Source organism: Enterobacter cloacae complex sp. 382A5, assembly GCF_050031095.1.
Taxonomy (GTDB): domain Bacteria; phylum Pseudomonadota; class Gammaproteobacteria; order Enterobacterales; family Enterobacteriaceae; genus Enterobacter; species Enterobacter cloacae.
Map to the genome: position 1 here is coordinate 43735 of NZ_JBLGVK010000001.1, position 25409 is coordinate 69143.

Consider the following 25409-nt stretch of genomic DNA (forward strand, 5'->3'; position numbering starts at 1 on the left):
ATAAACTGCGCGACTTTCCCGCACGTTTTTATCTCAGGTGACACCATGACAGAACATATCCAGCCCACGACCAGACCGCAGACCAAAGAGGTTTCTCGCCCCAACTGGTCGGCGGTTTTTTCCGTGGCGTTCTGTGTCGCCTGTCTTATTACCGTGGAGTTTTTACCGGTCAGCCTGCTGACGCCGATGGCGCAGGATCTGGGCATTTCCGAGGGCGTAGCAGGACAGTCCGTTACCGTGACCGCGTTTGTGGCGATGTTTGCCAGCCTGTTTATCACGCAGGTTATTGGCGCGATTGATCGCCGCAAAGTGGTCATTCTCTTCAGCGTGCTCCTGACGCTCTCCTGTCTGCTGGTCTCTTTCGCGGAGAGCTTCACCCTGCTGCTGCTCGGCCGCGCCTGTCTGGGTCTGGGGTTGGGCGGTTTCTGGGCAATGTCCGCCTCGCTCACCATGCGTCTGGTGCCGGCACGCACCGTGCCGAAAGCCCTCTCCGTTATCTTTGGCGCGGTCTCCATCGCGCTGGTGATTGCCGCGCCGCTGGGGAGTTTCCTTGGCGGAATCATCGGCTGGCGTAACGTCTTTAACGCCGCAGCGGTGATGGGTTTTCTCTGCATTCTGTGGGTTTGGAAAGCGCTGCCGTCCCTGCCGGGAGAAGCGGCGCACCACAAACAGAACATGTTCAGTCTGCTTAAGCGCCCCGGCGTGCTGGCGGGGATGACCGCCATCTTCATGGCCTTTGCCGGGCAGTTTGCCTTCTTTACCTATATACGCCCGGTCTTTATGACCATGGCGGGCTTTGACGTGGATGGCCTGACACTGGTGCTGCTCAGCTTCGGTATCGCCAGCTTTGTCGGCACCTCGCTGTCGTCTCAGTTCCTGAAGCGCTCCCTGAAAGTGGCGCTTGCTGGCGCCCCGCTGGTACTGGCTGTCAGTGCCGTCGTGCTCATTCTGTGGGGCAGCGACAAATGGGTTGCCTCGGCGATTGCGATTATCTGGGGCTTTGCCTTTGCGCTGGTGCCGGTGGGCTGGTCGACGTGGATCACCCGCTCGCTTGCCGATCAGGCTGAAAAAGCCGGGTCGATTCAGGTGGCGGTGATCCAGCTGGCGAACACCTGCGGCGCGGCGGTGGGCGGCGTGGCGCTCGACCACCTGGGGCTGACGTCGCCGCTGGTCATCTCCGGCACGCTGATGCTGCTGACCGCGCTGCTGGTGGCAGGGAAAGTGAAGACGAAGTAATGCTTTTCTCCCTCTCCCGTGGGAGAGGGCTGGGGTGAGGGCAACAGGCTACTCCGGGGCTTTCACCCGTTTTCTCGAATCCATCGAAATCAACACCACCGACGACACGATCAGCAGCGTGCCCAGCCAGTCCGGCAGGGTAAACGCCACGCCCAGTAAAATCACCGACAGTAACGCGCTGCTTAGCGGCTCGGCGCAGCTCAGAATGCTTGCCTTCGGCCCACCGATCATCTGCGCGCCTTTCAGGTACAGGCTGAAGGTCAGCGCCGTGCCGATCACCACCAGGTAGAAAAACGCCAGCAGCAGGCTGCCGTCAATGACAAACGCGGTGCCGCGTCCGGCGTAGAACGGCGTCAGCGTTAAGCCGGCGATCAACATACTCCAGCCGACAATCGGCAAGGTGCCGTAACGGGCGATCAGGGTTGACGGATACGTCGTGTAAAACGCCGCGGCAAAGGCCGAGGCAATGCCAAAGAACAAAGCCGCAGGCGAGATGGAGAGTGAAGTGGGGTCGCCGTGGGTGACCAGCAAAAATGTCCCCACCAGTGAGGTCAGGATCGCGGAAAGCACAAACAGACCCGGCCGCTTTTTCCGCGCCAGCGCAAACCACGCCACGATAATCGTCGGAGACAGAAACTGCAGCACGGTGGCCGTAGCCGCGTTGGATTTCTCGATTGTCACCAGGAAGGTGAGCTGCACTGTGAGCGCGCCAGCCAGGGAGAAAAACAGCAGGCTGAGGGCGTCTTTGCGATGTTTGATGACCGAGAAAATTTTGTCGCCGTGAACGAAGGAAAGCGTCAGCAGGATCAGGCCGGTAAACAGCAGGCGAACCATGGTCAGATACGGTGACGAGATCTGGCTTTTCTCCATGATGTACTGCGCGCAAACCCCTGAGCTGCCCCATAAAACGGCGGCAATCAGGACGTTCAGCATCCCTTTACGTGTGGAACCCATGTTCTCCCCTGCGATGTTGTCGTTAATTCGGTCAACAGCATAGCATGGTTGTGTGCGGCCTGACGCCCTCACCCTGACCCTCTCCCACGGGGCTGAGGGTTCCTCATAAATAATGCCTGCACAGACGGCCCCCTCTCCCTTTGGGAGAGGGCTGGGGTGAGGGGGAACATACGGCTGTGGAGGTCATTCCGTTCACTTTATGTTCCTTGCTATTCTGTAACGGCATGGCTTGTGAACGTGCCAGGGCGGCTCAATCGCCGCCGCCCTGGCGACCCGGGCTCCCGGCGGTAAATCGCCGCTTCGCGGTGCCTTCGGCTTATTCCTTCAGGCTTATCGGGGACGGGCGGATGTAACGTCCCTGTAAAGCCGCCCTCTCGGCGCATCCATGCGCCTCGCCCCGGCCTGCAGGAAACGCCTCAGCGATTTACAGCCGGACCAGGGCGTCGCTGTACGTCATTCATTTTCCTGAAGAAACATTCGTCGCTTTCGGTAAAAAAATTACTGGGGCCCCCTCTCCCACAGGGCTGAGGGATCCCCAGTAATATGGTCATGCCACCATGACCATATTACTGTACTCTTTTCCCAGCTTTTTCATCTCGTTAACTATATTCAGGCGACTTACTTTCCCGGGCTCATGCCGGATGACTTCTTCTGCCAGACTCAGGTATGACAGAACCCGTCTGTGCCTGATGCTGCTTGCCTGATAGTGCCAGTGTAAACACTGCCTTTCTGCCCTGTAACCTGCCAGCCACATCACCAGGCTTGCCATTGCCGCGACCATATTCAGCACTTCCAGTCGCCCTTTTCCCTGACTCCGGCTCAGCCTCAGACCGAACCCGAAGCGTGGACTTTTGTCGTCCCGGAAGTTTTGTTCTATCTGCATTCTGCGGCTGTACAGGGCCATTATCTGGTGCGGCTCCAGTCCCTCTGCATTACTGAACAGCAGCCAGGGCTCCCGCGCGCTACTGCGGTGTTCCCGCTGTGTTTTCGGCATCCCCCCTTTTCCCTGACGCCCTGCGTCAGGGCGCTTATGCAGATAGAACCGGCCGTAACAGGGCGTTCGTGGTTTACGGGACAGGACACCGTAACCCACGCAGACCGGTTGTCCGGTAGCCTCAAGCTCACTGATTTTCATCCACTTTTTATCTCCATCCAGCCGGAAGCTGATGCAGCCCCTGACCCTGCCGGTGAAGCTCCAGCCCAGCTGGCTGACATGCCGGAACCAGTCTGTCCGGAAGCCTGCATCCGTAATGATGGTGACGGCTTTATCTTTCGGGATGGCATCATGCAGGCGGTCAAGGAAGCGGCACTGTACATCGCTGTTCTGCGCCAGCTCTGCGGGGACAACCTCACTCATAAGCGGCAGTGAGCGACCATTACAGACCAGGCTTGCCCGCAGAAGATACCAGTTCCTGTCATGCCAGCCTGTCCAGTCGACAGCAATCACACAGAAGGGCATCAGGGAGGTGATGGTATGTGTGAGCAGGTGCTGAATACGGGGAATATCCCGGTGAAGGGCGGTATTACCCAGGGCACGGTCAACACGTTTAATTTTATTTTTGACGTGCGCCCTGCCGGGAAGAGTGCGACCAAGGCTGGTCAGGGTCAGATCCGCACCGTGCGTGAGGGCAACGGCCATGGAAACAAGGACATTAATCCGGAAGCTGTGAACGTCCGGTAAAGACGCGGAGAAAAATTTCTGGCAGACTGTCTGTAAAGGCACGATGAGGTCTCTTCTGATTTGTTAGCGCAACCAGTAGATCACACTTCATCGTGCTTTTCATTTTTCTGGGGAACCCTCAGCCCACAGGGAGAGGGAGCAAACACTAAAAACGGCAACTCTCGTTGCCGTTTTGCTTTTACCTTAGAACCACGCCTCCCACATCGCGCCGACGTTGAAGTCGTCCAGCGTTTCGTCTTTGGTATTGTTCACGCGGGCGGTGCGCTCGTTATCCACTTTGCCGCCGGTGACGTAGAAGCGCAGCATCGGACGGAACTCCGGCCCCATGGCGATAGACATGTTCTGCGACAGGGTCAGCTTCCAGCCCTTGTTGTCGCCGCCGTTGTCGTAATCCACATGCTGCCAGCCTGCTTCCAGCCAGGTGGAGTGAACGTCGTTCCACCAGTGCATCGGACGTACAATGGCGTTGTAGTTCTTACGGTTGTCGGTCTTATCACGGCTGTTGTCGTAGTCGTGGAAGGCGAGGATGTACTCCACCTGCGTGGCCTGGGTGAATTTGTACAGCCCTTCGAAGCTGGCATAGACCGTGGTCAGATCCTCGGTTTTATTGAACACGCTGTTGTCCGCGTTATCAGAGTAACGGGCAATCACCTTGTTCACGCCGCTGTCGTTGGTGTGGCTCAGCACCACGCCGCCCTGCCAGGCATTCAGACGCTCATCGCTCTCCACCGCTTTTGAATCAAAGCCGTAGTTGGCGTACAGCTCCAGATCCAGCGGACCGACCTTCATGCCGTGGATTTTCGAGGTGGCCGCGTAGTTACCTTTGTCGCCCGTGCCGGACCCGCCGGTACAGGTGATGCGTGACGGGTTGGCTTCATCCTCCATGACTTCCGGGCTACAGGATTCCACCGCCGCCACCGCGGCCACGTCAAACTGCACGCCGCCGATGTCGAAGTTCTTCACCCCGGCGCCCTGGCCGTCGTGGTTCATCCAGAAGTAATCGTTGATGCCCTGCTGCGGACGCTGGTGGAAGTCACGACCGGCCCAGAAGTAGGCGTTCGGGTTGGAGGCCATAATGTTGGTCACCCCCGCGTAGGCTTTTTTCAGGTTAACTTCATCGCCCCAGTGGTCGATCATCACGTTGATGTCCCAGATGGCGCCGTTGTCACCCTTGAAGGCCTTGGAGAGCTGGAATTCACCGCCGTTGCCTTCGTTACCCAGACGACCGATGGCAGATGCCCCGTTATAGGAACCGTCCACCGCCACGTATTTCTGGTCAGCGGCCTGGAAGTGCGCGCCGTAACGGGCATAACCGGTAAATTTAATGCCGAACGGAATAGCCATATCCGGGGATTGCGCCGCGCTTTGCGGCTCCGTCACCACGTCGGCTTTTTTCGCGACCGCGGCATCCATTTTGGCCTGACGCTCCGCGAGGGCTTTATCCACCGCTTTTGCCACAATGGCGTCGATTTGTTCCTGGGTAAATTCCTGTGCGAGTACAGAAATTGGGCAAAGCGCGGCGATAACCGCCATGGTTAATGGAAGTTTTTTTAGGGTAGTCATGGTTATCTCAATATAGTTTAATTTTATTCAGACAATAACCATCCCGCTCCGATCTGACAGAGTATGTCGCTATCATCAGAACAAGTGGATTTCTATTTAAGGTACAGAGGTATTACTCGTTATTTCGCCATAGATTATCTCTGATATAAATGAATAATTTCTTCGGATAATTCACGCGCCAGTAATGAATTCATTAAATGATCTTGCGCGTGCACCATAATTAACGTCATCGGCTGACGGGCTTCACCCGCATCCTGCTCAATGAGTTTGGTCTGCATCTTGTGCGCCTGGCGCGCGTAGCCATCGGCTTCGCGCAGCAGGCTTTTGGCTTCGTCAATGTTGCCCTGCCGCGCAGCGTGCAGTGCTTCAAAGCACAGGCTGCGCGACTGACCCGCATTGACGATGATTTCCATCACGGCTTCTTCCAAGGCAATCATCGTCTTTCTCTCTATTTCTCGAAACTATTATGTAAAGAGGTGGCAGCAAACCACTCTCCGCTCTTTTTAATGGTGCGCTGTTGCGTAGTTAAATCGAGCTGAATAAAGCCATAGCGGTTTTTATACGCATTACACCACGACCAGTTATCAATAAACGTCCACATATGGTAACCAAGACAGTGACACCCTTCGCTAATACCTTTATGCAGCCAGGCTAAATGTCCGGAAATAAAATCGATGCGGTATTGATCGTTGATTTGGCCATTTTCAATAAAACGCTGTTCATTTTCGACGCCCATTCCGTTTTCAGAAATAAAACAGCGTGGGTTGCCGTAATTGTCGCGCAGATTAACCAGAATATCGTAAATACCCGGCTCGTAAATTTCCCAGCCACGGTACGGGTTCATCTTGCGGCCCGGCATCTCGTAGTTATCAAAGAACCACTCCGGCATAAACGGCGCCTGCGGGTTCACCGCGCTGTCGCGACACTTCACGCGACGCGGCTGGTAATAGTTAATGCCGAGCAGGTCGATTTTCCCTTCCGCGATCAGGAAACTGTCCTCCGGTTTACAGGCGGGCAGCTGGTCGTAAGATTTCAGCAGCGCCACCAGATCGGCCGGGTATTCGCCGCGCAGAACCGGGTCCAGGAAGCTGCGGTTAAACATCAGATCCGCAATGTGCGCCGCCTTCACGTCCGCCGGGTTTTGCGAGCGCGGGTAGGACGGCGTCAGGTTGAGCACGATGCCGATCTCACCTGCGTAATGTCCGGCGCGGTAGGCCTGGACAGCCTTCGCGTGGGCCAGCACGGTGTGATACGCCACGGTGGCCGCCCGACGGAAATCCACCACGTTGGGGTAGTGGAAATCGTACAGATAACCGCCTTCAACCGGGACAATCGGCTCGTTGAAGGTAAACCAGTGCAGCACGCGGTCGCCAAACAGGTCGAAGCAAATCTGCGCATAGCGGGCGTAAGCGTCCACCACCTCCCGGTTTTCCCAGCCGCCAATCTCCTGCATCGCCATCGGCATGTCGAAATGGAACAGGGTGATAAACGGCGTAATGCCCTGCTCGATCAGCTCATCAATGACCTGGTTATAAAATTCGACCGCCTTTGGATTCACTTCACCGATACCGTCGGGGATCAGGCGCGCCCAGCTTATAGAAGTGCGAAAGCTGTTGTGGTTCAGCTGCTTTAACAGCTGAATGTCCGTTTTCCAGTGCCGATAAAACGTGGAGGTATGCTGCGGCCCCACGCCGTTGTGAAAACGGTTCGGCTCGCGGGCAAACCAGTAATCCCATGTGGTTTCACCCTCTCGTGTCCCTTCGGTCTGGAGAGCAGAGCTTGCGCTGCCCCACCAGAAATTATCGGGAAATGTATATTTCATGACGCTTCCTCTTTGACTTAATTGCTTGCGGTCTCAGCGGTACCGACGGTTGCCTGAGCTTTCTGCTCTTCGTTTTTCATCAACGTACGCTCGTAAGCACGCAGGAACGGCAGGTACATCAGCGCTGACATCACCATACAGATGAGACACATCACCACCGGGCTCAGCGCCCAGTTGGCGGCCCATGAGGCGCCAATTGGTGCGGGCGTGGTCCACGGCGTTAACGATACCACCTGTGCCAGCCAGCCCAGTTTGGTTGCCGCGTACGCCAGGCACGCATTCACCAGCGGAACACACACGAACGGGATAAACAGCATCGGGTTCATGATAATGGGGGCGCCGAACAGGATCGGTTCGTTGATGTTAAAGAAGCTTGGCACAACGCCCATTTTGCCGATGGTGCGTAAGTGCGTTACCCGGCTACGCAGCAGCAGGAAGGCCAGCGGCAGTGTGGAGCCTACGCCGCCAATCAGCAGGTAGTGATCCCAGAAGCCCTGCAGGTAGACGTGCGGCAGCGCCGCACCGGCCGCCAGAGCCGCCTGGTTTGCCGACAGGTTCGCCATCCAGAACGGGTTCATGATGCCGGTGACAATCAGCGAGCCGTGGATACCGGCGAACCAGAAGATCTGGCACAGCAGCACGGAGAGCAGAATGGCAGGCAGCGAGTCAGACGCAGAGACCAGCGGTTCCAGCAGGTGCATAATCGCCTGCGGGATGATCATGCCGGTCTGCGCCTCGATAAACAGGTTCAGCGGATGCAGGGTGCCAATCACCACCATCACCGGGATCAGGATCTCAAACGAACGCGCCACGCCGGTCGGAACTTCCTTCGGCAGACGAATGGTCACGTTGTTCTGCTTCAGCCACGCATAGACGCGGGTGGCGTAGATGGCGGTGATCAGCGCAGTAAAAATCCCCTGACCAGACAGATACTGGGTGGAGATCTTACCGTCCGCATATGGCGCGGCGACCAGCAGGAAGGCCATAAAGGCCAGCAGGCCGGACATCACCGGGTCGAGATTAAACTGACGCCCCAGGCTCGCCCCGATCCCCACCGAGATGAAGAAGGTCATCACGCCCATGCTGAGGTTAAATGGCAGCATCAGCTGTTCGCGATAAGTCTGGGAGAAATCCAGCCAGCCGCGGGCAAAGCTGTTGGTGGTATCCGCCGAGAACGGCGGGAAGATGAACACCAGCATAAACGAGCCGATGATCATAAACGGCAGCGCGGCAGTAAAGCCGTCGCGGATGGCAATCACATACTTTTGCTGGCCGAGCTTCGCGGCCAGCGGGGTAATTGACTGCTCAATCACCGCGACCATGGATTGATATAACGAACTCATGTGAACACCTTTTAGTGTGCCGCTTCGATGAGCGACAGAGCATAGTCCAGTACTTTATCGCCACGCTGCATGCCGTAGTCCATCATATCGATGGGCTGGACCGGAATGCCTTTTGTGGCCGCCTTGTCTGAGAGTGTCTGTAACATGTATTTCACTTGCGGTCCGAGAAGCACCACCTGATATTGCGGAAACTGCGTATCAAATTCGGAAACGCCGTACGCATCAATTTTTACCGCCAAACCGCGTTCTTTCGCCACATCGACCATTTTGCTGACCAGCAGGCTGGTGGACATCCCGGCAGAGCAGCAGAGCATAATCTTGAACATCGACAACCATCCTCAAAATGTAAATAGATATTGCGGTAATGATTGGATATCAGATGGAAACCGGTTTCCATTTATAAAAGACAGAAGTGTGACAACCATCAAGATCCCTTATATATGAGGCTAATTAACCCGATGTGCGTCACAGAATTTGGCTGTTTTGACATCATTTTGAGTGGAAACGGAAAATCGGTTTCCATGGAAAACGGAAACGGATATACTCCTTACTGGCTATAATGTGAGCCGTAGCGGTAATGGAATTTGCAGGCGCGAGGTAAGCCTGTCAGGGGAAAAAGATGTCGACAATCAATGATGTATCACGTCTTGCCGGGGTGTCGAAAGCCACGGTATCGCGAGTGTTGAGTGGGTCGCGTGGCGTAAAGGAAGCCAGCCGTCAGGCCGTTCTGAAAGCGGTAGATGAACTGAACTACCGGCCCAATGTGATTGCGCAGTCGCTGCTGAGCCAGTCGACGGGGTGTATCGGGGTGATTTGCGCGCAGGAGAATATTAACCAGACGACCGGTTATCTGTACGCGCTGGAAAAACAGCTCAGCCAGCATCAAAAACACCTGCTGCTGCGCTTCGCCCATAGTAAAGCGGACGTGCTGCACGCCCTGGAAGAGCTCTCCTGTGGGCTTTGCGATGACATTCTGGTGATTGGCGCGCGTTTTCCACTGGATATCGACATGGATAACGTCATCCTGGTTGACTGTATGGGCTCAGAAAATCCCAACAGCATCCAGTTCGATCACGCCTTCGCCGCCGAAACCGCCTGTAACTACCTTACCAGCCAGGGACGCCGCCAGATTGCCCTGATCCATCCGCACGGTAGCGGCTTTGCCGATCAGGTGCTGCTGGGCTACAAACATGCGCTGGAAAAAAATTTCCTGCCCTTCAACCGCAACCTCGTGTTTATGGACGCGACCTCCTCGTCCGTGGCGCTGCAGGAGCTGCTGAATAACGCCAGCACGCTGAATTTCAATGCATTACTGGTTGCGGACGAGCAGGAAGCGCAGCGGGTGATCCCGCAGTTGCAGGCGTTTAATAAATCGGTGCCGGAGGACATCATGGTCTTCAGCCTTGCCGGATCGCTGCATCTGCCAGGCATTCCGGTGATCCCGGCCATTGAGTATTCCATGGATGCCATGGCGGCGCGCATCGTGAGCTGGTTGACGGAAAAAACACAGATGCTCGGGTCGTACGTGCTGCGCGGGGATTTGATCATTCCGGATGTGCGTAAGCGTTAAAAATGTTGTGCAGGCCGGGTAAGGCACAGCCGCCACCCGGCGAGAAGCACGTTTCCAGCCCTCAATAATCCTCCATACAATCCACCTGACTCACCGCGTCCCAGTAGGCCTCCAGGTTGTCACGCTTCACGGCCGTGATGGCGTTTTTAATCAGCAACTGGTTGGCCTCGGACGATAAAATCATGGCCTGCCAGGCTTTATCGCTCTGTTTTTTCTGGGGTGTGCAGGCTTTTTTCACATCTTTGAGTACCTGCTGCTTGATTTGAGCCTCCCGCGCCGGGTCGTCCTTTTCCTGAGCATGGGCAAACGCGGCGAACAGCAGGCAGACCAGCAGACAAACCAGGTGTGCAGATTTCATCGAAACCTCCATTAAGAGACACATGCTTCCCCAGAAATATATCGTTACATTCAGTGTAGCGACGCCAGCCGAAAGTATGAATTTTCTCTTCACCGCATATCCGGATTGCCCCGCAAGCGTTACTCAATCCCACCCCCCAGCGACTGCCACAGGGTGATGCGGTTTTCCAGGTCGGTTTGCTGCAGCGATATCAGTGATTCCTGCGCCGACCACAGCGACCGCTGCGCGGTCAGTACCGTCAGATAATCCCCGGCACCCGCCTGATAGCTGCGGGTCGCCACATCAAGCGTTTTTTGCTCGGCCGCAACGTATTCACGCTGGGCATCAAGCTGCTCGCTGAGCGTTTCACGGCGTACCAGCGCATCGGCCACGTCTTTAAACGCGCTCTGGATGGTTTTCTCGTAGGTGGCGATCAATCCCTTCTTCTCCGCTTCCGCGTAGCGCAGCTGGGCCAGATTGTTGCCGCCGCTGAACAGCGGCAGGGTGATGGACGGTGCGAATGACCACACCTTCATCCCGTGGCTGAACAGGGACGAAAGCGAATCGCTGCCGACGCCCGCACTGGCGGTCAGTGAAATGGTCGGGAAGAAGTTGGCGCGCGCGGCACCGATATTGGCGTTGGCGCTCAGCAGGTTGTGCTCCGCCTCCTTAATATCCGGGCGACGCAGCAGCGCGCTGGAACTGACACCCGCCGGGATCAGCGTGATGGCGTTATCGCTCAGGCTCTCCAGCGTACCCGGCAGCAGAGTGTCCGGCACCGTGTCACCCGCCAGCAGATTAAGGGCGTTTTTGTCCTGCATTACCTGCGTTTGATAGCTCGCCACGCTGGCTCGCGCCTGCTGGTAAACCGCCATCGCCTCGCTGACGTCCGTAGCCGCCGCCACGCCGACCTGCTGCTGACGCTTCACTATCCTGAGCGAGCTGGCGGCGCTCTCCATCGTCGATTTTGCCAGCGCCAGGTTGCTGTTATCGGCCGCCAGGGTCACCCAGGCGGTGGTCAGTTCGCTGACCAGCGTCAGGCGCGTGTTCTGCGCGGTAAATTCACTGGCAAGCCAGGTTTCACGTGCTGCACGCGACAGGCTCTGGTTGCGGCCAAACAGATCCAGCTCGAAGCTGGAGACCGTGCCGTTGGCCTCATTGCTGGTCGCGACACCGCTTGCCAGCGTGCGGCTGCGGGTGTGGCTCAGCTCCGCGTCCACCGCCGGGAACAGGGACGATCGCGTTTCGCCGTACTGGGCGCGCGCGGCGTCAATATCGGCAATTGCTTTTTGCAGGTCGCGGTTGCTGTTGAGCGCCATCGTCACTACGCCTTTCAGGCGCGCATCGTTCATCACCTGTTGCCACTGACTCACCACGGCGGTGGCTTCGCCGTGCGCACCCGGTAACGTCGCCGGGACGGGCGCAGCCGGGCGCTGATACGTGGGATCTAAAGAGACGCAGCCCGCGCTCATCAGCGCTAACACGAAAACAGATAAACGAAACATTATGACCTCCGGTTGCTGTGTTTACCGGAGAACAGACGTTTCACCAGTACAAAGAATAACGGAACGAAGAAGATCGCCAGCAGCGTGGCGGCCAGCGTCCCACCAATAATGCCGGTACCGATCGCCACCCGGCTGTTGGCCCCTGCACCAGTGGCAATCGCCAGCGGCGTCACGCCTGCAATAAACGCCAGCGAGGTCATGATGATGGGGCGCAGACGCGTCTGGGCAGCACGCAGCGCCGCACGTGTCAGGGAGTAGCCTTCGGCGACTTTCGCCTCGGCAAATTCAACAATCAGAATGGCGTTCTTCGACGACAGGCCGATGGTGGTCAGCAATGCCACCTGGAAGTAGACATCATTGTTCAGGCCGCGCAGGGAGGCGGCAATCGCCGCGCCCAGCACCCCAAGCGGGATCACCAGGATGACGGAAATCGGTACTGACCAGCTCTCATAAAGCGCCGCCAGACACAGGAACACCACCAGGATCGAGAGGGCATACAGGCTCATGGCCTGGCCGCTCGCCAGTTTTTCCTGTAAGGACAACCCGCTCCACGCCCAGGTGCTGCCGGACGGCAAATTATTCGCCAGCTGCTCCATTTTGCTCATCGCCGTACCGGAACTGGCGCCACTGGCGTTCTCGCCCTGAATTTCATACGCCGCCGAGCCGTTGTAGCGCACCAGGCTTTCCGGGCCATACTCCCAGCGGGTGGTGGCAAAGGCGGAGAACGGGGTCATGGTGCTGTCGCTACCGCGCACATACCATTTGTTGAGATCGGACGGCACGGCGCGATAGTCGCTGTCGCCCTGGATATAGACCTTCTTCACGCGGCCGCGATCGATAAAGTCGTTCACATAGGTGCCGCCCCATGCGCTGGAGAGGGTGTCGGTGACGTCGCTCAGGGAGAGCCCCAGCGACACGGCTTTATTGTTGTCGATATCCACCTGAAGCTGCGGCATCTGCGGCAGATCGTTGGCGCGCACCGCGTGCAGGGAGGCATCCTGATTCGCCTCGCCAATCAGCTGGTTACGCAGCTTGAGCAGCGTGTCGCGGTCGGTGCCGCCGCTCGCCATCAGCTCAAAGGTAAAGCCATTGCTCTGGCCCAGGCCGTCCACCGCCGGTGGCGTCATGGCAAAGATGGTCGCATCGCGGATGGTGCTCAGCTCCTGCGTGGCGCGCAGGGCAATGGCCTGAGCGGTGTTTTCATCCCCCTTACGTTCGGACCAGTTTTTCAGGGAGACAAACGCCATCCCGGCGTTCTGGCCGCTGCCGCTAAAGCTGAAGCCCTCAATGGTGAAGATAACGTTGGTGTTGGCTTTCTCTTTGGTGAGGAACCACTCGCGCACCTGGCGGCTGACTTCGGCGGTGCGTGTCGATGTTGCGCCGGCTGGCAGGGTGTACTGCACCATGATTTCGCCCTGGTCTTCCGTCGGCAGGAAGCTGCCCGGCAGTTTCAGCATCGCGAACCCCATCGCGCCGCAGAGCAGGGCGTAGATGACCAGCATGCCGCCGGAACGGCGCAGGGCGCGCAGCACCTTGTTCTGGTAACCCTGCTCGGTCTTGCTGTAGAAGCGGTTAAACGCGCCGAAAAAGCCCTTCTTATGTGGGGCGGTGTGGCTCAGAATCGAGCCGCACAGCGCAGGCGTCAGGGTTAATGCCACCACCACGGAAAGGAGCATCGCCGAGATAATGGTGACCGAGAACTGACGGTAAATCACCCCGGTGGAGCCGCCAAAGAAGGCCATCGGCAGGAACACCGCAGAGAGCACCAGGGCAATCGCTACCAGCGCACCGGAAATTTCGCCCATCGATTTTTCCGTGGCTTCCCGGGCGGGCAGCCCTTCGTCACGCATAATACGTTCGACGTTTTCCACCACCACGATGGCATCATCCACCAGCAGCCCTATCGCCAGCACCATCGCAAACAGGGTCAGGGTGTTGATGGAGTAGCCGAACAGCGCCAGTACGCCAAAGGTGCCCAGCAGAACCACCGGGACGGCCAGCGCCGGGATCAGCGTGGCGCGGATGTTTTGCAGGAACAGGTACATCACCACGACCACGAGGATAATGGCTTCGAACAGAGTCTGAATGACATCCTCAACGGAGATTTTGATGAACTCGGTGCTGTCTTTCGGGTAGGCCACGTCGTAGCCTTCCGGCATCGACTTTTTGAACTCGGCGATTTTCTCTTTCACCGCCGTGGCGGTATTGAGCGCGTTAGCGCCCGGTGAAAGCATCACCGCCATCCCCGCGGCCGGGTGGCCGTTCAGCTTCGCGGTGGAGGTGTAATCTTCGCTGCCCATCTCCACGCGTGCAACATCGCTGATGTGTACCACCGCGCCGTTAGACTGGCTCTTAACGATGATATTTTTGAACTGATCCACCGTCTGCAGACGCGACTGGGCGCGCACGGTCGCGGTCAGCTGCTGGGCGTTCGACGAGGGCAGCGCGCCGATTTTACCGGCGGAAACCTGCACGTTCTGCGCTTCAATCGCACTTTGCACATCTGACGGCATCAGCGAGTAGGACGCCAGCTTCGCCGGGTCGAGCCAGATACGCATCGCGTATTCCGCGCCAAACACCTGCAGACTCCCGACGCCATCCACACGCGCCAGCGGATCCTGCATATTACTGACCAGCCAGTCGGCGATATCCGAGCTGCTGGCGGTGTCGGTTTTGTCGTACACCCCCATGATCAGCAGGAAGTTGCTCTGCGATTTCTCGACGGTGATCCCGGACTGCTGTACTTCAGTCGGCAGGCGTGATTCCGCCTGCTGGACTTTGTTCTGCACCTGGACCTGCGCGGTGTCCGGGTCGGTCCCCTGTTCAAAGGTGACGGTAATGCTCACCGAGCCGTCCGAACTGCTGGTGGAGGTGAAGTAGAGCAGGTTATCCAGCCCGGTGAGCTGCTGTTCGATCACCTGCGTCACGCTGTTTTCCAGCGTCTGCGCGGAGGCACCGGTGTAGGTGGCGGAGATCTTGATCGACGGCGGGGCGACGTCCGGGTACTGCGCAACCGGCAGCGTGCGGATCGCCAGTATCCCGGCGAGCATAATCAGAATGGCGATCACCCAGGCAAATACCGGGCGACGCACGAAGAAACGGGAAAACATCAGGCATTCCCTCCGCTGGATTTCATCTCTTCGGCCTTCACCTGTTGGCCGGCGGTGACTTTGTCAGTGCCTTCCACAATCAGCCTGTCACCCGCCTTCAGACCGCTCAGCACCAGCCATTTATCGCCGTAGGTGTCACCCGTTTCCAGCTGACGTTGCTCCACCTTGTTGCTGGCGTTCACCACCAGCGCGGTGGCTTTGCCTTTGGCATCGCGGGTAATGCCCTGCTGAGGGGCCAGGATCGCGTCATCCATGATGCCCTCGTCCACGCTGGCGCGGACAAACATCCCCGGCAAAAGCTGATGCTGTGGGTTCGGGAAGACGGCGCGCAGGGTGACCGAGCCGGTCGATTCATCCACCGCCACTTCGGTCAGCGCCAGACGACCCTTTTCGCTGTAGGTGCTGCCGTCTTCTAGCTGCAACGTGACGCTGAGCGTATCGCTGTTCGAGGCGAGGGTTTGTTTGCGTAATCGCAGCAGATCGGCACTCGAACGCGTTAAATCGACATACATGGTGTCCAGCCCGCGAATGGTGGCCAGCGCGGTGTCCTGCTGAGCGGTCACCAGCGCGCCGGGCGTGACGGAAGAGATGCCGATGCGTCCGGCAATCGGCGCGGTGACGGTAGTCCAGTTGAGATTAATGCGCGCGCTCTCCTGCGCGGCTTTCTTTGACTCGACGCTGGCCTTGTCCTGCGCGCAGGTGGATTTCGCGTCTTCCGCATCCTGGCGCGACACGCCGTCGTCTTTCACCAGCTGCGCATAGCGCCGGGCTTTCTGGCAGTCGGCCTGCACCAGCGCTTGCGCCTGTTTCAGCGCCGCGGCGGCTTCATCAAACGCGGCGCGGTAGCTGGAGGGATCGATCTGATACAGCGCTTGTCCGGCTTTCACGGTATCGCCTTCGGTGAACAGCCGCTTCTGAATAATGCCGCCCACCTGTGGGCGAACCTCGGCACTCATTGCGGCGGTGGTACGCCCGGTCAGTTCACTGACGACGGACACCGGCTGGCTCATGAGTGTGACAATCCCCACTTCCGGAAGAGGACGTTGGGGAGCAGATGTTTGCGCATTATCACACCCTGTCAGGAGGAGTAATGCGGCGATGGAGGTTGTTATCTTTTTCATCATCTTTTTCCAGGGTGAACGATGCCCGCCCTGTTAATGGCTTAACAAGGAGGAGGGCGTTTTAAAGGCACAGCGATACCGTATCTCTGGCAGAACCAGAAATGGTAAACCGGGAAATTACCTGTTCCCGTTAATTATTCACATGCGATTACTTCGCAGTGAAAAGCATATTTAAAATATTCTGATAAATCGGCTCTAATTGTTCTGACGGCACGTTTAAAGGCGTAAGCCGACGGTAAATTGTGCCTTCGATCATCACGGCGGTAATCTCCACGCAGCAGCGAATATGTTCATCACTTAAATGAGGAAACTGCTTTTTCAGGTGCGCACAGGCGTTGCTAAACATACGGGCCTCGGCTGCGGTTAACATGGCGGCCACCTGCGGATTACGCGTCGCCTCGGCGGACATTTCGAGCATCAGCGCATCGTCGTCTTCGTTAATCGTCTGACGCCAGGCGAGCGCATGCGGCATGCCTTCCACCACCGTTTTGTCCTGCATTCCCTCGATACGGGAATCGATAATACGGCGGATCATCTCTTCAATAATCGCATCTTTGTTACTGAAATAACGGTAAATTTGCCCGACGCTGAGTTTCGCCTCGCTGGCGATTTGCGACATACTGGCCGCATGAAATCCACTGGCGCGAAAGCAGCGGCGCGCGGCGGTGATGATCTCGTCCTGACGTTGTTTCTGCCGTTCTTCCAGCTTTGTGCTCATCGTCGATTACCGGGTAAAAAGTGAGAATGATCGTTCTCATTATACGTTTTGGGTGCGTATTGGAAAGGCTTTTTTTATTTACATATTGAATGAATATTTCAGGATTTAAAAAATGGAGGAAATAAGGAGTTTTTATGAAGGTTAACCTGTGAGATATTCAGATTGCGTGGAAAATAAGGAGAAGAATATGCACCTGAGCATAACAGAAAAAGTCACACCCGCAGAAAAAGAAGAGTTATTTGTGGGATTAAGAGCTTACAACGCCCAGTTTTTAGATATGACGAACTTTAGTGGTGATATTGGCGTTTACATGCGAGACGAAAAGGGCGTCATGCTGGGTGGATTAATCGGCGTGCGAAAAGGTGAATGGCTGAATATTGATTATCTCTGGGTGAGCGATACCGTGCGGGGAACCGGCGTGGGCAGCCAGCTTATCAAAACGGCGGAAGAAGAAGCCCGACGTAAAGGCTGCACACATGCCCTGGTCGACACGGTCAGCTTCCAGGCGCGTCCGTTTTATGAAAAACAGGGGTACCAGCTGCAGATGTCTTTGCAGGATTACCCGTATCCAGGCATGCAGCGTCATTATCTGACGAAAGCGCTTTAGGCCCGGCAAGCATCGAGATTCATCGCCCGGTGGCGCTACGCTTACCGGGCCTACACATCCTCCGTCAGGTAGGCCGGGTAAGCTCAGCGTCACCCGGCAATAGACCGCATATAACCTATCCTTCTTATTGATTCCTTTTCGGTTTTTATTTCACCGCCTCGTTGCCGATATAGTCACTGAAACGTTCATCAAAAGGATAGGTCTTGTGAAACTTCGATTGGGTGCTCTGGTTCTCGCGGGTCTGCTGCTGGCAGGATGCGATCAAAGTGGCAGCGATGCCAAACACATTAAAGTCGGCGTAATCAACGGCGCGGAGCAGGATGTGGCTGAAGTCGCTAAAAAAGTGGCAAAAGAGAAATACGGTCTGGATGTGGAGCTGGTCGGGTTTAGCGGTTCGCTGCTGCCCAACGATGCCACCAACCAGGGAGAACTGGATGCTAACGTCTTCCAGCATCGTCCGTTCCTTGCAGAAGATAACAAGGCGCATAACTACAAACTGGTTGCCGTAGCGAATACCTTCGTCTTCCCGATGGCCGGTTATTCCCGCAAAATCAAATCCGTGTCTGACCTGAAAGACGGGGCGACCATTGCCATCCCTAATGACCCCACCAACCTCGGTCGCGCGCTGCTCCTGCTGCAAAAAGAGAAACTGATTACCCTGAAACCGGACGTGGGCCTGCTGCCAACCGCGCTGGATATCACCGCTAACCCGAAAAAACTGAACATTATGGAGCTGGAAGGGGCGCAACTGCCGCGCGTGCTGGATGACCCGAAAGTGGATGTTGCCATCATCAGTACCACCTATATCCAGCAAACCGGGCTTTCCCCGGTGCATGACAGCGTCTTTATCGAAGATAAAAACTCGCCGTACGTGAACATCGTGGTGACGCGCGAAGACAATAAAGACGCAGAGAACGTAAAGGAATTTATCCAGTCCTATCAGTCACCGGAGGTGGCGAAGGCGGCGGAGACCATTTTTAACGGCGGAGCGGTGCCGGGCTGGTAATGCCCGCGGGATTTACACCGTCACGCTGGCATCTATCCGGCTTTCCGGCCAGAGGAAACCCTGGCCAAACCGTGCTCCTGAGACGCAGGCTCGCTGTAAGTCCTGCGCGGTTTCAATGCCTTCGACGACAACAGCCCGGGCAATCTTCTCTCTGACGAAGTGAACCAGTGCGTCAAAGCGGGCGGGAGAGCTCAGCTCTGAGCGGTCCAGCTTGATGCCATCTACCGGCAGAGCAAGACGCGCATAGTCGTCTGCCAGTTCCTGAGTCAGATCATCCAGCCAGATTTTCCAGCCCGCCGCCTTAAGCTGAAGCAGGGCGTGATGGATGCCGCGTTGCTCTGCGGCACTCATGCGGGTCACGGTTAACGGATCCTGAATTTCTATCGTTAAGCGCTGCTGGTGACGTAGCGCAAGCAACAGGTCGATGGCTTTAGCATCAAGCAGCTGGTCTGCCGGGAGATTAAGCCAGTACTGACCTTTGTCCGGCATCTGCAGCAGCGTATTGGCCTGCCAGAAAAAAATTTGCAGCGCGTTGCGGGTGGGCAGTGAAGCGAAGAGTGCGTCAAGATTCACGTTGTGGATCTCCACCAGAACCTCATGCGCCACCGCCTGGCCGGAATGCAAATCGACTAAAGGCTGAAACCGCAATCCGGTGATGGCATGCAGCAGGGGAGAGGGAAGCACGGTGTACATGACAAGACCTGCAGAAAAAAAGGTTCCCGCGGACACGGGAACAAAGGCAAACGACACACGGTCGGGAAGTTAATTCAGGATCCAGCGAATGCTCTGATAGAACGAGGGGCCCCGCACGGCCTTCAGCTTATTCATGGCATTGTTTTTGTAGAAATAAACCAGCCTGACGTTGCAGCCGAGCTGACGGGCAATTTGCTTGGTTTTCAGGTTACATGAGTAGCCCCGCAGCACGCTCGCTTCCTCGTTGGAGAGCCTTGCAGGGCGCTGCCGCGTCGTAATGCTCACGTTGTAATGGTTTAACGCTTTTGGCGTCTGGCTCATCAGGATTTGCCACATCGCCTTGATATCCCCCAGCGACACGCGCTTATTGATGACCCCATCCACATGCTTAAATTTCAGAAAACCGACGGATAACGAATAGATATAGATCCTCGCCGCTGGCTGTTTTTCTTTAATGCGCAGAATATCTTCATTGGGCGTAATCATAAAACTGCCGATATTCAGTGGATCATAAATGACGATGTCCCAGGTTCGTTCGCTGAGGAGAAAATCTTCAATATTGCTGAACCCATGGAAAATAACATCCCGATGCGCGTCAGGTTCACGGTTGCCAAGATATTGCAGGCCAATCATTGTGAACTCACAACTATCAATAACGGCCACATGTATTGTTTCTTTCATGGTCATTCTCCTTTAGTTGGGCACCCGGTCCGTGTAAGAGAAACAGTAATTTGAATCGTGCGGTCACCCATGCCTTTGTCGCGAGACATGGCATAAAATGTATGCCAGGAGAATGTATTGCGTAAAGCCAATCCCTTTTATTATCGAAAGATAAAATTCAAAAAATATTTTAAGGTGAGATCTAATGTTTTTAATCTTCTTATAATATTAGAGATAGATTTTTATCCTGAGAAATGGCGTTTGTTAAGGTTTGATATGGATAACACGCTCTTTTTATGGGGTTTTTAGGCGGGGTTTTAGCACGTTTTGGGTGTTGGTTCGCCACTTGTGTTGCTTCGCCAGGAATTTTAGCCACCCGGGCGTTAAAATCCTGGTGGGAATAAGTTGTGAGCATGGGCTTATTACACTACTATCAGTCTCCTTTTATCGTGTTAATAATGAAATAATATGATTTTTTCTGAATTCACTCTCAGGATTATTGTGTTTTATCGGGTTAATATTCTGCAGGAGATGATAAGCGATGCGCTGCGTAAATTACTGCCTGAATATTCTCTGCAAATATCAATAGTGGAATCAACAGAACAGCTCTTTGATGCCATTAGCGACGGTCAGGTCGATATTGTTATGGCCGAGTTCAGTTATCTGTTTAACCATAAATCGTGGAGCGTACAGACCAGTAACCGGCTCAATATGTTATGTCATACGCACCACGTTAAGCGTGTACTTTTTGTGCCTGAATTACAGTACGGATTATTAAAAAGGGTGCTGGAGATGAAATACGAGCTGACCCTTTCCCTGCAGGACGAGCCCGGCGAGCTGAAAAGAGAATTACAGGCGCTGCTCAGAGCAGAAGAGGCCAGGCCGCGTGTCTCATCGTATCTGAAGGGAATGATGCGCGCCGGCGCGCGCTCGCGTTCGGTGCTTTCTGCCCGGGAGTGGGAGGTGCTGCATCTTCTGGTGGAAGGCTACACCGTGACCGAAATTGCCCAGCTGCGAAGCCGCTCGGCCAGTACCATCGCCACCCAAAAGCACAATGCGATGAAAAAACTCAACCTCACCAACCACAGCGAACTCATCAAATACCTGCAGATGGCGGGCCGGATCGGGAGTTAAGCATCGATTCGCCGGAACGACAGCGTCCCGGCAGATGCGCATCAGGGGTAGATAATATTCAGCGTCGCCGTCGTATTGAGTTTGCCCTGACTGACCTTCGCCGGTGCCCAGACATAATAGGACGCCGCCATGGGCAGGGTGAACGTCTTGCTCAGTGCCCCGCCCGCCGCCACGTTGAACAGCAGCGTGGCATTTCCGCGGCTGGTGGTAGAGGTCGAGAAGATGACCGGCTGTTGCGGGTTATTCCGCTGAATCAGCCGCAGCCCCACGCCCTGTGCGGCACCGCTGCTGGTATCAACCAGTACGGAACTGTCGGTCGACAGCAGTTGCGTGCTGGAGAGGAACATCTCAATCGCCCGGTCAGACGTCCCGTTTGTCCCCAGATTCTGACAGCTCATATTGAGCGTAAAGGGCGTCAGCCCTGGCTGGGCAGAGGCACTCAACTGTGGGATACCCAACGTAGGTAAATGAACCGTCAGCCCCGCGTTGTCGAAAGAGCAGGTGGTCAGCTTCGGCGCATATTTGATGGTCATCGGCTGGCCAAACATATCCCGGTTATCGTATGGCCACTTAAAGCCGTTAAACAGCCACTGCACGATTTTCACCAGCTGATTGATCGGCCAGGTAATGATCTCCCAGAACGACATGCCGCTCATATCGCTGACGAACAAGACATCGCTCATGGTCGCCGTGTCCCCCGAGAGGGTCGTACCACTCTGATCAACCAGCGTAAAGCGCACGGTAAACGGCGTATTCAGTTCTGAAGCCGTATGGTTACCGCTCGCGCTCAGCGTCTTGTTGGGATGCGTGCTGGTGATCTCCGCCCGCACCCTGTATTTGTCATTGCTGAAGCCCAGAATGGTGGCGTACTTACTGTCGGTCGAGAGGATCGGCGTGTAAGAAAACTCGCTGTTGCCGGTTGAGCAGTTAAACGAGCCGCTGTACTGGGTGCTGAAGCTCCCGGTCCAGGTCGGCGTGGCGGGCGTCAGCTTATCCGACAGATCGACGCTGATTGGCGGGCCATAGGAAATACTGCCCCCGGAACAGGTGGCATAGCTTGCCCCGCTGACGCAGGCGAGAAACAGAAAGGTCAGTAACCGTATCATGTTGATGTTCCGTTAGTAATGGCAAACAGAGGACGGGCTTTCCAGCCCCCACGCCGGTGCGGCGATAGTGCAATTTCCACCACGCAAATGAACGCTAAGCTCACGTGGTGGTTGTTCCGCGCGAATGTAGAGCACGCTGGCCTGGCCGACATAACCCACCGACTCGCCGCGCTCGTTCAGCACTTCGGTACCAAACGGCAACGGTGCCCCGTCCGGGCGGGTGGCGCGCAGCATCCAGGACTGGCGCTGGTCGGTATCGAAGCGGATATAGTTCACCGCGCCATCGTAAGGGGCGACGTTAGCGATGTTGCCCAGCACTTCTGCCCCGCGGCTGTTCGCCGTTTCGGACAGGGTGATGGCATTTTTACGGTACGGCGTGGCGTAAGGGACTAGCGCCACGCCATCACGGTTGGTCACGATACTTTCGTCGCCGTTAACCATCAGCCCTTCCGCCTGCGGCGCATCGACAATGGTCATGGTGGAGCCGGTTTCGTTGGAGGCAAGCAGATGCCACGGCACGGCCACCAGGCTGCCGCGCCCGTTCAGCCCCATCTGGCGGTAGTCGGAGGATTCACTGTAGGAGCCGCCAAGCGTCGCGAAGTTTGCCCGGTATGCGGTGTTCACGCTGGCGGTGTTGTTCCCGCCCCGCGCATTGCTGCCGGAGAGCGTATAGCTCAGGCGGTTCGACGCCAGCGCGTTGCCGCTCATGCTGATATTGCTCTGTTCATAATGCGAGTCGCTGGCCGTCAGGCTGGAGGTGACCCACGCGTTGTTATCAAACAGCGAGAAGGGCAGGCTGAGGGAGAGGTAAAAACGCGTCTCTTCTTCACGCTCGCTGTTGCGCACCCGGCTGGCGGAGACGGTATAGCTGGCCCGGCCGATGGCGTTGGAGTAGCCGGCCTGATATTCGCGCGAGGTTTGGCGGGAATTCCAGTAGTCGCGCTGTGTACCCGAGATAAACACCGTGCCCCAGTTGTCGGGCAGACGCTGGTTCAGGTTAAGCGTGAAGGTGTTTTTAGGCTGTGCGGCGCGCAGGGCATCCCAGGTGCTCATCGTCATCTCCGGGGCGACCCCGAAGCGATCTTCATACTCGTCATACTGCGTTTTCAGGCGTTGATACCCTTCCCGGGAGTAAAGCGCGTCGCTAAAGCTGTAATAGCCTTTTGTGGAGTAGCGGTAGGCCGCCAGCGTGAAGTTGGTGGCTGTGGTATCGATAAATTTACTGTACGACACGCGAAAGCTTTGGCCGCTGTCGGTTCTGTCCTGCAGCGTGGTTTTGGCGTGGGTGACATCCACGGATACCGCGCCAAAGGGCAAATTCCAGCCGGTGCCGATAAGCCCCGCCTGATAATTATCGCTCACGATCGTGCCCGTATAGCCGGTCATCAGGTTATTAAAGCCATAGCGCAGCGTGGCCTGCAGGAACGCCGGGTCCGCCTCAAGGGTGTTTTGATGAACCTTTCCCGCCACCACGCTGTACTCGCTCACACCCTCTTTGAGCATGCCGGGCACGGCAGAGAAAGGCACCGTGAATGATTGCTGGGAACCGTCCGCTTCGCGCACGACCACCAGCAGGTCGCCCGCTGAACCGGTCGGCTGAATGCTGTCGAGGGTGAACTGGCCCGGCGGAACGTTTTCCTGATAGATGACGTTACCGTTCTGCATTACCTTCACCAAAGCGTTAGTGCGCGCCACGCCGTGTACCACCGGTGAAAAGCCCTGCTGCGAGTTAGGGCGCATTTTCATATCGGAGGCCAGCGACACGCCGCGCACACGAAGGGAATCAAACAGATCGCCGGGAATATAAAAGTCGCCCAGCGTCAGGTTGGATTTCAGCGCTGCCAGCGGGCGGCGCAGGTAGCGGGTGTTATTCTGCCAGCTGCTGTCACCGCTGGCGGATTTGCGCCAGGTACTGCTGTCGCGAAACTGCCAACCGAGCAGGTTGGCACCGGAATCCAGCCCGGCGTAAAAATCATCGTTGGTCTCTTTGGCGGAGCCTTTCGTTCGCGTGTTGTACCAGGTGGTGTTCCAGGAGAGCATCAGCGCCGGGATCCCTTCGTCCCAGAACTGAGGGGCAACATAGCCCTCTTCGGTACGTAAGACGGCCGCCTGTGGCACGGTGAGTGCCAGACTCAGCGTGCTGGTGTCCGTTTTTACCTCGCCTCCCTGAACCAGATCGTGCAGCTGCACCTGGCCGTCAGTAATGGCGGGGGCCGGAATCGCTTTGGTGTTGATCCCCAGCATAAGCGCGTCTTTCCAGGCAAGGCGAACGTCATCCTGTTGCTCGCCGTAGGTCACCGTATAGCGCCCCTTCCAGTCTCCGTTGACGTAAATATCCATCTCCTGGGGACCGGCTGGCATGGCGTTGTTTTCGTAAAAGCGTGACAGATCGGACTCACCGGATGCGCCAGCAAGCAGGGAGGTATCAAACGTTACCGCACCTGATTTATGCGAAAGCAGAAGCGAGCAGACAGCCAGCATGCAGAGCCTGTTTTGTTTCATTTTCATGGTGAGTCTTTCCGATCACTGGCTGGTGAGCGTGCGGGTTTTATACGCACCCAAATCATCCACATACATCAGCTGGTAGGTTTGGCCGTGTTTCACCGCGTTTTTTGTTGCGACGGTGAGTTGACCAAATGGCGCGACCATCGGTGATTCCTGCAGTAATTTGGTTTTGCCCTCGGAAATATTGGCAACCGTAATATGGAAAGGGCTGTCATTAACGATGCGGAACTGTTTACCGCTGGCAATCAGCGTCAGTTTCCCCGTTGCGTTATCCAGCGTGCCAGTTAACGAGGCCGGGCGATAAAACATTTTGATGCGTGATTTAATCGCCAGCTGAACGGTATTCTGGTTTTGTATATTTTCCGGCTTTGGCGGAATGTCGAGTACGTTCAGGAAAAAGACCGATTCGCGATCGCCCGGTAAATTCGCTGGCAACTTTTTTATCCGCAATTGCTGACCATTATGTTCGCTGACCTTCACCACCGGTGGCGATAACAGAAAAGGAACGTTTGCCGTTTCCGGGGTGGAGTTAATATTGCCGTCATCAATCCAGGATTGCACCAGCGCAGGGGCATCACCCGTATTGATTAACTGAACAATGACCTCTTTGTTATTCTCAGGATAAAGAACACGCGTGCCATTAATCACAATATTGGCCCATGCGTTGCCCGCGCTGAGCAGCAGAGATGCCAGCATAATAATCTTACGCATATTGGTAACCTTAAATACAGGCTTCGC

General features: G+C 56.2%; 22 protein-coding genes. 5 read left to right on the forward strand and 17 right to left on the reverse strand.

What is annotated here, in order from left to right:
- Window positions 1-45: 45 nt before the first annotated feature.
- Window positions 46-1236, forward strand: a complete 1191-nt coding sequence (nepI, locus tag ACQG2G_RS00220; protein WP_023620618.1) for a purine ribonucleoside efflux pump NepI — start codon at window positions 46-48, stop codon at window positions 1234-1236.
- 48 nt (window positions 1237-1284) lie between these two features.
- Here nepI and ACQG2G_RS00225 read toward each other — a convergent pair whose 3' ends face one another.
- The 7 genes from ACQG2G_RS00225 to ACQG2G_RS00255 all read right to left on the reverse strand — a co-directional run bounded on the left by ACQG2G_RS00225 (window position 1285) and on the right by ACQG2G_RS00255 (window position 8925).
- Window positions 1285-2190: an EamA family transporter gene (locus ACQG2G_RS00225; RefSeq protein ID WP_013094818.1), complete on the reverse strand. Its 906-nt coding sequence runs from the start codon at window positions 2188-2190 to the stop codon at window positions 1285-1287.
- 547 nt (window positions 2191-2737) lie between these two features.
- Entirely contained in the window at window positions 2738-3913 is a 1176-nt protein-coding gene (locus ACQG2G_RS00230) for an IS4 family transposase (protein WP_369118551.1), read from the reverse strand.
- Between the two features lie 141 nt (window positions 3914-4054).
- Complete coding sequence (locus ACQG2G_RS00235) at window positions 4055-5434, reverse strand: carbohydrate porin (RefSeq protein WP_013094819.1); 1380 nt, start codon at window positions 5432-5434, stop codon at window positions 4055-4057.
- A 134-nt stretch (window positions 5435-5568) separates the two neighbouring features.
- Window positions 5569-5871, reverse strand: a complete 303-nt coding sequence (locus ACQG2G_RS00240) for a PTS lactose/cellobiose transporter subunit IIA (RefSeq protein ID WP_008500136.1) — start codon at window positions 5869-5871, stop codon at window positions 5569-5571.
- 11 nt (window positions 5872-5882) lie between these two features.
- Window positions 5883-7256, reverse strand: a complete 1374-nt coding sequence (locus tag ACQG2G_RS00245; RefSeq protein ID WP_248766710.1) for a glycoside hydrolase family 1 protein — start codon at window positions 7254-7256, stop codon at window positions 5883-5885.
- 17 nt (window positions 7257-7273) lie between these two features.
- Window positions 7274-8599, reverse strand: coding sequence for a PTS cellobiose transporter subunit IIC (locus ACQG2G_RS00250; protein ID WP_013094821.1), 1326 nt, complete (start codon window positions 8597-8599; stop codon window positions 7274-7276).
- A gap of 11 nt (window positions 8600-8610) precedes the next feature.
- Window positions 8611-8925 (reverse strand): PTS sugar transporter subunit IIB, encoded by a 315-nt coding sequence (locus ACQG2G_RS00255; RefSeq protein WP_013094822.1) that lies wholly within the window; start codon window positions 8923-8925, stop codon window positions 8611-8613.
- Window positions 8926-9218: 293 nt separating this feature from the next.
- On the opposite strand from ACQG2G_RS00255, the gene ACQG2G_RS00260 reads away from it, so the two are divergent.
- Window positions 9219-10169, forward strand: a complete 951-nt coding sequence (locus tag ACQG2G_RS00260) for a LacI family DNA-binding transcriptional regulator (RefSeq protein ID WP_013094823.1) — start codon at window positions 9219-9221, stop codon at window positions 10167-10169.
- A 61-nt stretch (window positions 10170-10230) separates the two neighbouring features.
- Here the strand turns inward: ACQG2G_RS00260 and ACQG2G_RS00265 are convergent, their stop codons facing one another.
- From ACQG2G_RS00265 to ACQG2G_RS00285, 5 genes are all read right to left on the reverse strand, one after another.
- Window positions 10231-10527, reverse strand: coding sequence for a YicS family protein (locus ACQG2G_RS00265; protein WP_013094824.1), 297 nt, complete (start codon window positions 10525-10527; stop codon window positions 10231-10233).
- A 119-nt stretch (window positions 10528-10646) separates the two neighbouring features.
- Entirely contained in the window at window positions 10647-12011 is a 1365-nt protein-coding gene (locus tag ACQG2G_RS00270) for an efflux transporter outer membrane subunit (protein ID WP_248766711.1), read from the reverse strand.
- Window positions 12011-15121, reverse strand: a complete 3111-nt coding sequence (locus ACQG2G_RS00275) for an efflux RND transporter permease subunit (protein WP_129253062.1) — start codon at window positions 15119-15121, stop codon at window positions 12011-12013. The genes ACQG2G_RS00270 and ACQG2G_RS00275 overlap by 1 nt, the downstream gene beginning before the upstream one ends.
- Window positions 15121-16242 carry an efflux RND transporter periplasmic adaptor subunit gene (locus ACQG2G_RS00280; RefSeq protein WP_029881864.1) on the reverse strand — a complete coding sequence of 374 codons (1122 nt, stop codon included), beginning with the start codon at window positions 16240-16242 and terminating at the stop codon, window positions 15121-15123. The genes ACQG2G_RS00275 and ACQG2G_RS00280 overlap by 1 nt, the downstream gene beginning before the upstream one ends.
- A gap of 148 nt (window positions 16243-16390) precedes the next feature.
- Window positions 16391-16960, reverse strand: coding sequence for a TetR/AcrR family transcriptional regulator (locus ACQG2G_RS00285; RefSeq protein ID WP_248766712.1), 570 nt, complete (start codon window positions 16958-16960; stop codon window positions 16391-16393).
- Between the two features lie 187 nt (window positions 16961-17147).
- Between ACQG2G_RS00285 and ACQG2G_RS00290 the strand changes: the two genes are divergently transcribed.
- Both ACQG2G_RS00290 and nlpA read left to right on the forward strand, forming a co-directional pair.
- Entirely contained in the window at window positions 17148-17567 is a 420-nt protein-coding gene (locus tag ACQG2G_RS00290) for a GNAT family N-acetyltransferase (protein ID WP_020686446.1), read from the forward strand.
- Between the two features lie 205 nt (window positions 17568-17772).
- On the forward strand, window positions 17773-18573 hold the full coding sequence (gene nlpA, locus ACQG2G_RS00295) for a lipoprotein NlpA (protein ID WP_029881865.1): 801 nt from the start codon (window positions 17773-17775) through the stop codon (window positions 18571-18573).
- 12 nt (window positions 18574-18585) lie between these two features.
- On the opposite strand, the gene ACQG2G_RS00300 is transcribed toward nlpA, so the two are convergent.
- Both ACQG2G_RS00300 and ACQG2G_RS00305 read right to left on the reverse strand, forming a co-directional pair.
- A complete protein-coding gene (locus tag ACQG2G_RS00300) occupies window positions 18586-19266 on the reverse strand; it encodes an EAL domain-containing protein (RefSeq protein ID WP_346720998.1) in 681 nt (226 codons plus the stop codon).
- Between the two features lie 69 nt (window positions 19267-19335).
- The gene (locus tag ACQG2G_RS00305; RefSeq protein WP_013094832.1) at window positions 19336-19947 is read right to left on the reverse strand and encodes a helix-turn-helix transcriptional regulator; all 612 of its coding nucleotides are present in this window, start codon (window positions 19945-19947) and stop codon (window positions 19336-19338) included.
- Between the two features lie 480 nt (window positions 19948-20427).
- On the opposite strand from ACQG2G_RS00305, the gene ACQG2G_RS00310 reads away from it, so the two are divergent.
- Window positions 20428-21060, forward strand: coding sequence for a LuxR C-terminal-related transcriptional regulator (locus ACQG2G_RS00310; protein ID WP_224085144.1), 633 nt, complete (start codon window positions 20428-20430; stop codon window positions 21058-21060).
- Between the two features lie 41 nt (window positions 21061-21101).
- Here ACQG2G_RS00310 and ACQG2G_RS00315 read toward each other — a convergent pair whose 3' ends face one another.
- Genes ACQG2G_RS00315 through ACQG2G_RS00325 form a run of 3 tightly spaced genes read right to left on the reverse strand, consistent with a single transcriptional unit; the run spans window position 21102 to window position 25382 of the window.
- Window positions 21102-22166 carry a fimbrial protein gene (locus tag ACQG2G_RS00315; RefSeq protein ID WP_013094835.1) on the reverse strand — a complete coding sequence of 355 codons (1065 nt, stop codon included), beginning with the start codon at window positions 22164-22166 and terminating at the stop codon, window positions 21102-21104.
- Between the two features lie 12 nt (window positions 22167-22178).
- Window positions 22179-24674 (reverse strand): fimbria/pilus outer membrane usher protein, encoded by a 2496-nt coding sequence (locus tag ACQG2G_RS00320; protein ID WP_346720999.1) that lies wholly within the window; start codon window positions 24672-24674, stop codon window positions 22179-22181.
- Between the two features lie 15 nt (window positions 24675-24689).
- Window positions 24690-25382 carry a fimbrial biogenesis chaperone gene (locus ACQG2G_RS00325; protein WP_250181764.1) on the reverse strand — a complete coding sequence of 231 codons (693 nt, stop codon included), beginning with the start codon at window positions 25380-25382 and terminating at the stop codon, window positions 24690-24692.
- Between the last annotated feature and the right edge of the window lie 27 nt (window positions 25383-25409).

Coding starts and splice junctions, on each gene's coding strand:
- nepI (WP_023620618.1), top strand. CDS start 46: ATGACAGAACATATCCAGCCCACGACCAGACCGCAGACCAAAGAGGTT.
- ACQG2G_RS00225 (WP_013094818.1), bottom strand. CDS start 2,190: ATGGGTTCCACACGTAAAGGGATGCTGAACGTCCTGATTGCCGCCGTT.
- ACQG2G_RS00235 (WP_013094819.1), bottom strand. CDS start 5,434: ATGACTACCCTAAAAAAACTTCCATTAACCATGGCGGTTATCGCCGCG.
- ACQG2G_RS00240 (WP_008500136.1), bottom strand. CDS start 5,871: ATGATTGCCTTGGAAGAAGCCGTGATGGAAATCATCGTCAATGCGGGT.
- ACQG2G_RS00245 (WP_248766710.1), bottom strand. CDS start 7,256: ATGAAATATACATTTCCCGATAATTTCTGGTGGGGCAGCGCAAGCTCT.
- ACQG2G_RS00250 (WP_013094821.1), bottom strand. CDS start 8,599: ATGAGTTCGTTATATCAATCCATGGTCGCGGTGATTGAGCAGTCAATT.
- ACQG2G_RS00255 (WP_013094822.1), bottom strand. CDS start 8,925: ATGTTCAAGATTATGCTCTGCTGCTCTGCCGGGATGTCCACCAGCCTG.
- ACQG2G_RS00260 (WP_013094823.1), top strand. CDS start 9,219: ATGTCGACAATCAATGATGTATCACGTCTTGCCGGGGTGTCGAAAGCC.
- ACQG2G_RS00265 (WP_013094824.1), bottom strand. CDS start 10,527: ATGAAATCTGCACACCTGGTTTGTCTGCTGGTCTGCCTGCTGTTCGCC.
- ACQG2G_RS00270 (WP_248766711.1), bottom strand. CDS start 12,011: ATGTTTCGTTTATCTGTTTTCGTGTTAGCGCTGATGAGCGCGGGCTGC.
- ACQG2G_RS00275 (WP_129253062.1), bottom strand. CDS start 15,121: ATGTTTTCCCGTTTCTTCGTGCGTCGCCCGGTATTTGCCTGGGTGATC.
- ACQG2G_RS00280 (WP_029881864.1), bottom strand. CDS start 16,242: ATGAAAAAGATAACAACCTCCATCGCCGCATTACTCCTCCTGACAGGG.
- ACQG2G_RS00285 (WP_248766712.1), bottom strand. CDS start 16,960: ATGAGCACAAAGCTGGAAGAACGGCAGAAACAACGTCAGGACGAGATC.
- ACQG2G_RS00290 (WP_020686446.1), top strand. CDS start 17,148: ATGCACCTGAGCATAACAGAAAAAGTCACACCCGCAGAAAAAGAAGAG.
- ACQG2G_RS00300 (WP_346720998.1), bottom strand. CDS start 19,266: ATGTACACCGTGCTTCCCTCTCCCCTGCTGCATGCCATCACCGGATTG.
- ACQG2G_RS00305 (WP_013094832.1), bottom strand. CDS start 19,947: ATGAAAGAAACAATACATGTGGCCGTTATTGATAGTTGTGAGTTCACA.
- ACQG2G_RS00315 (WP_013094835.1), bottom strand. CDS start 22,166: ATGATACGGTTACTGACCTTTCTGTTTCTCGCCTGCGTCAGCGGGGCA.
- ACQG2G_RS00320 (WP_346720999.1), bottom strand. CDS start 24,674: ATGAAAATGAAACAAAACAGGCTCTGCATGCTGGCTGTCTGCTCGCTT.
- ACQG2G_RS00325 (WP_250181764.1), bottom strand. CDS start 25,382: ATGCGTAAGATTATTATGCTGGCATCTCTGCTGCTCAGCGCGGGCAAC.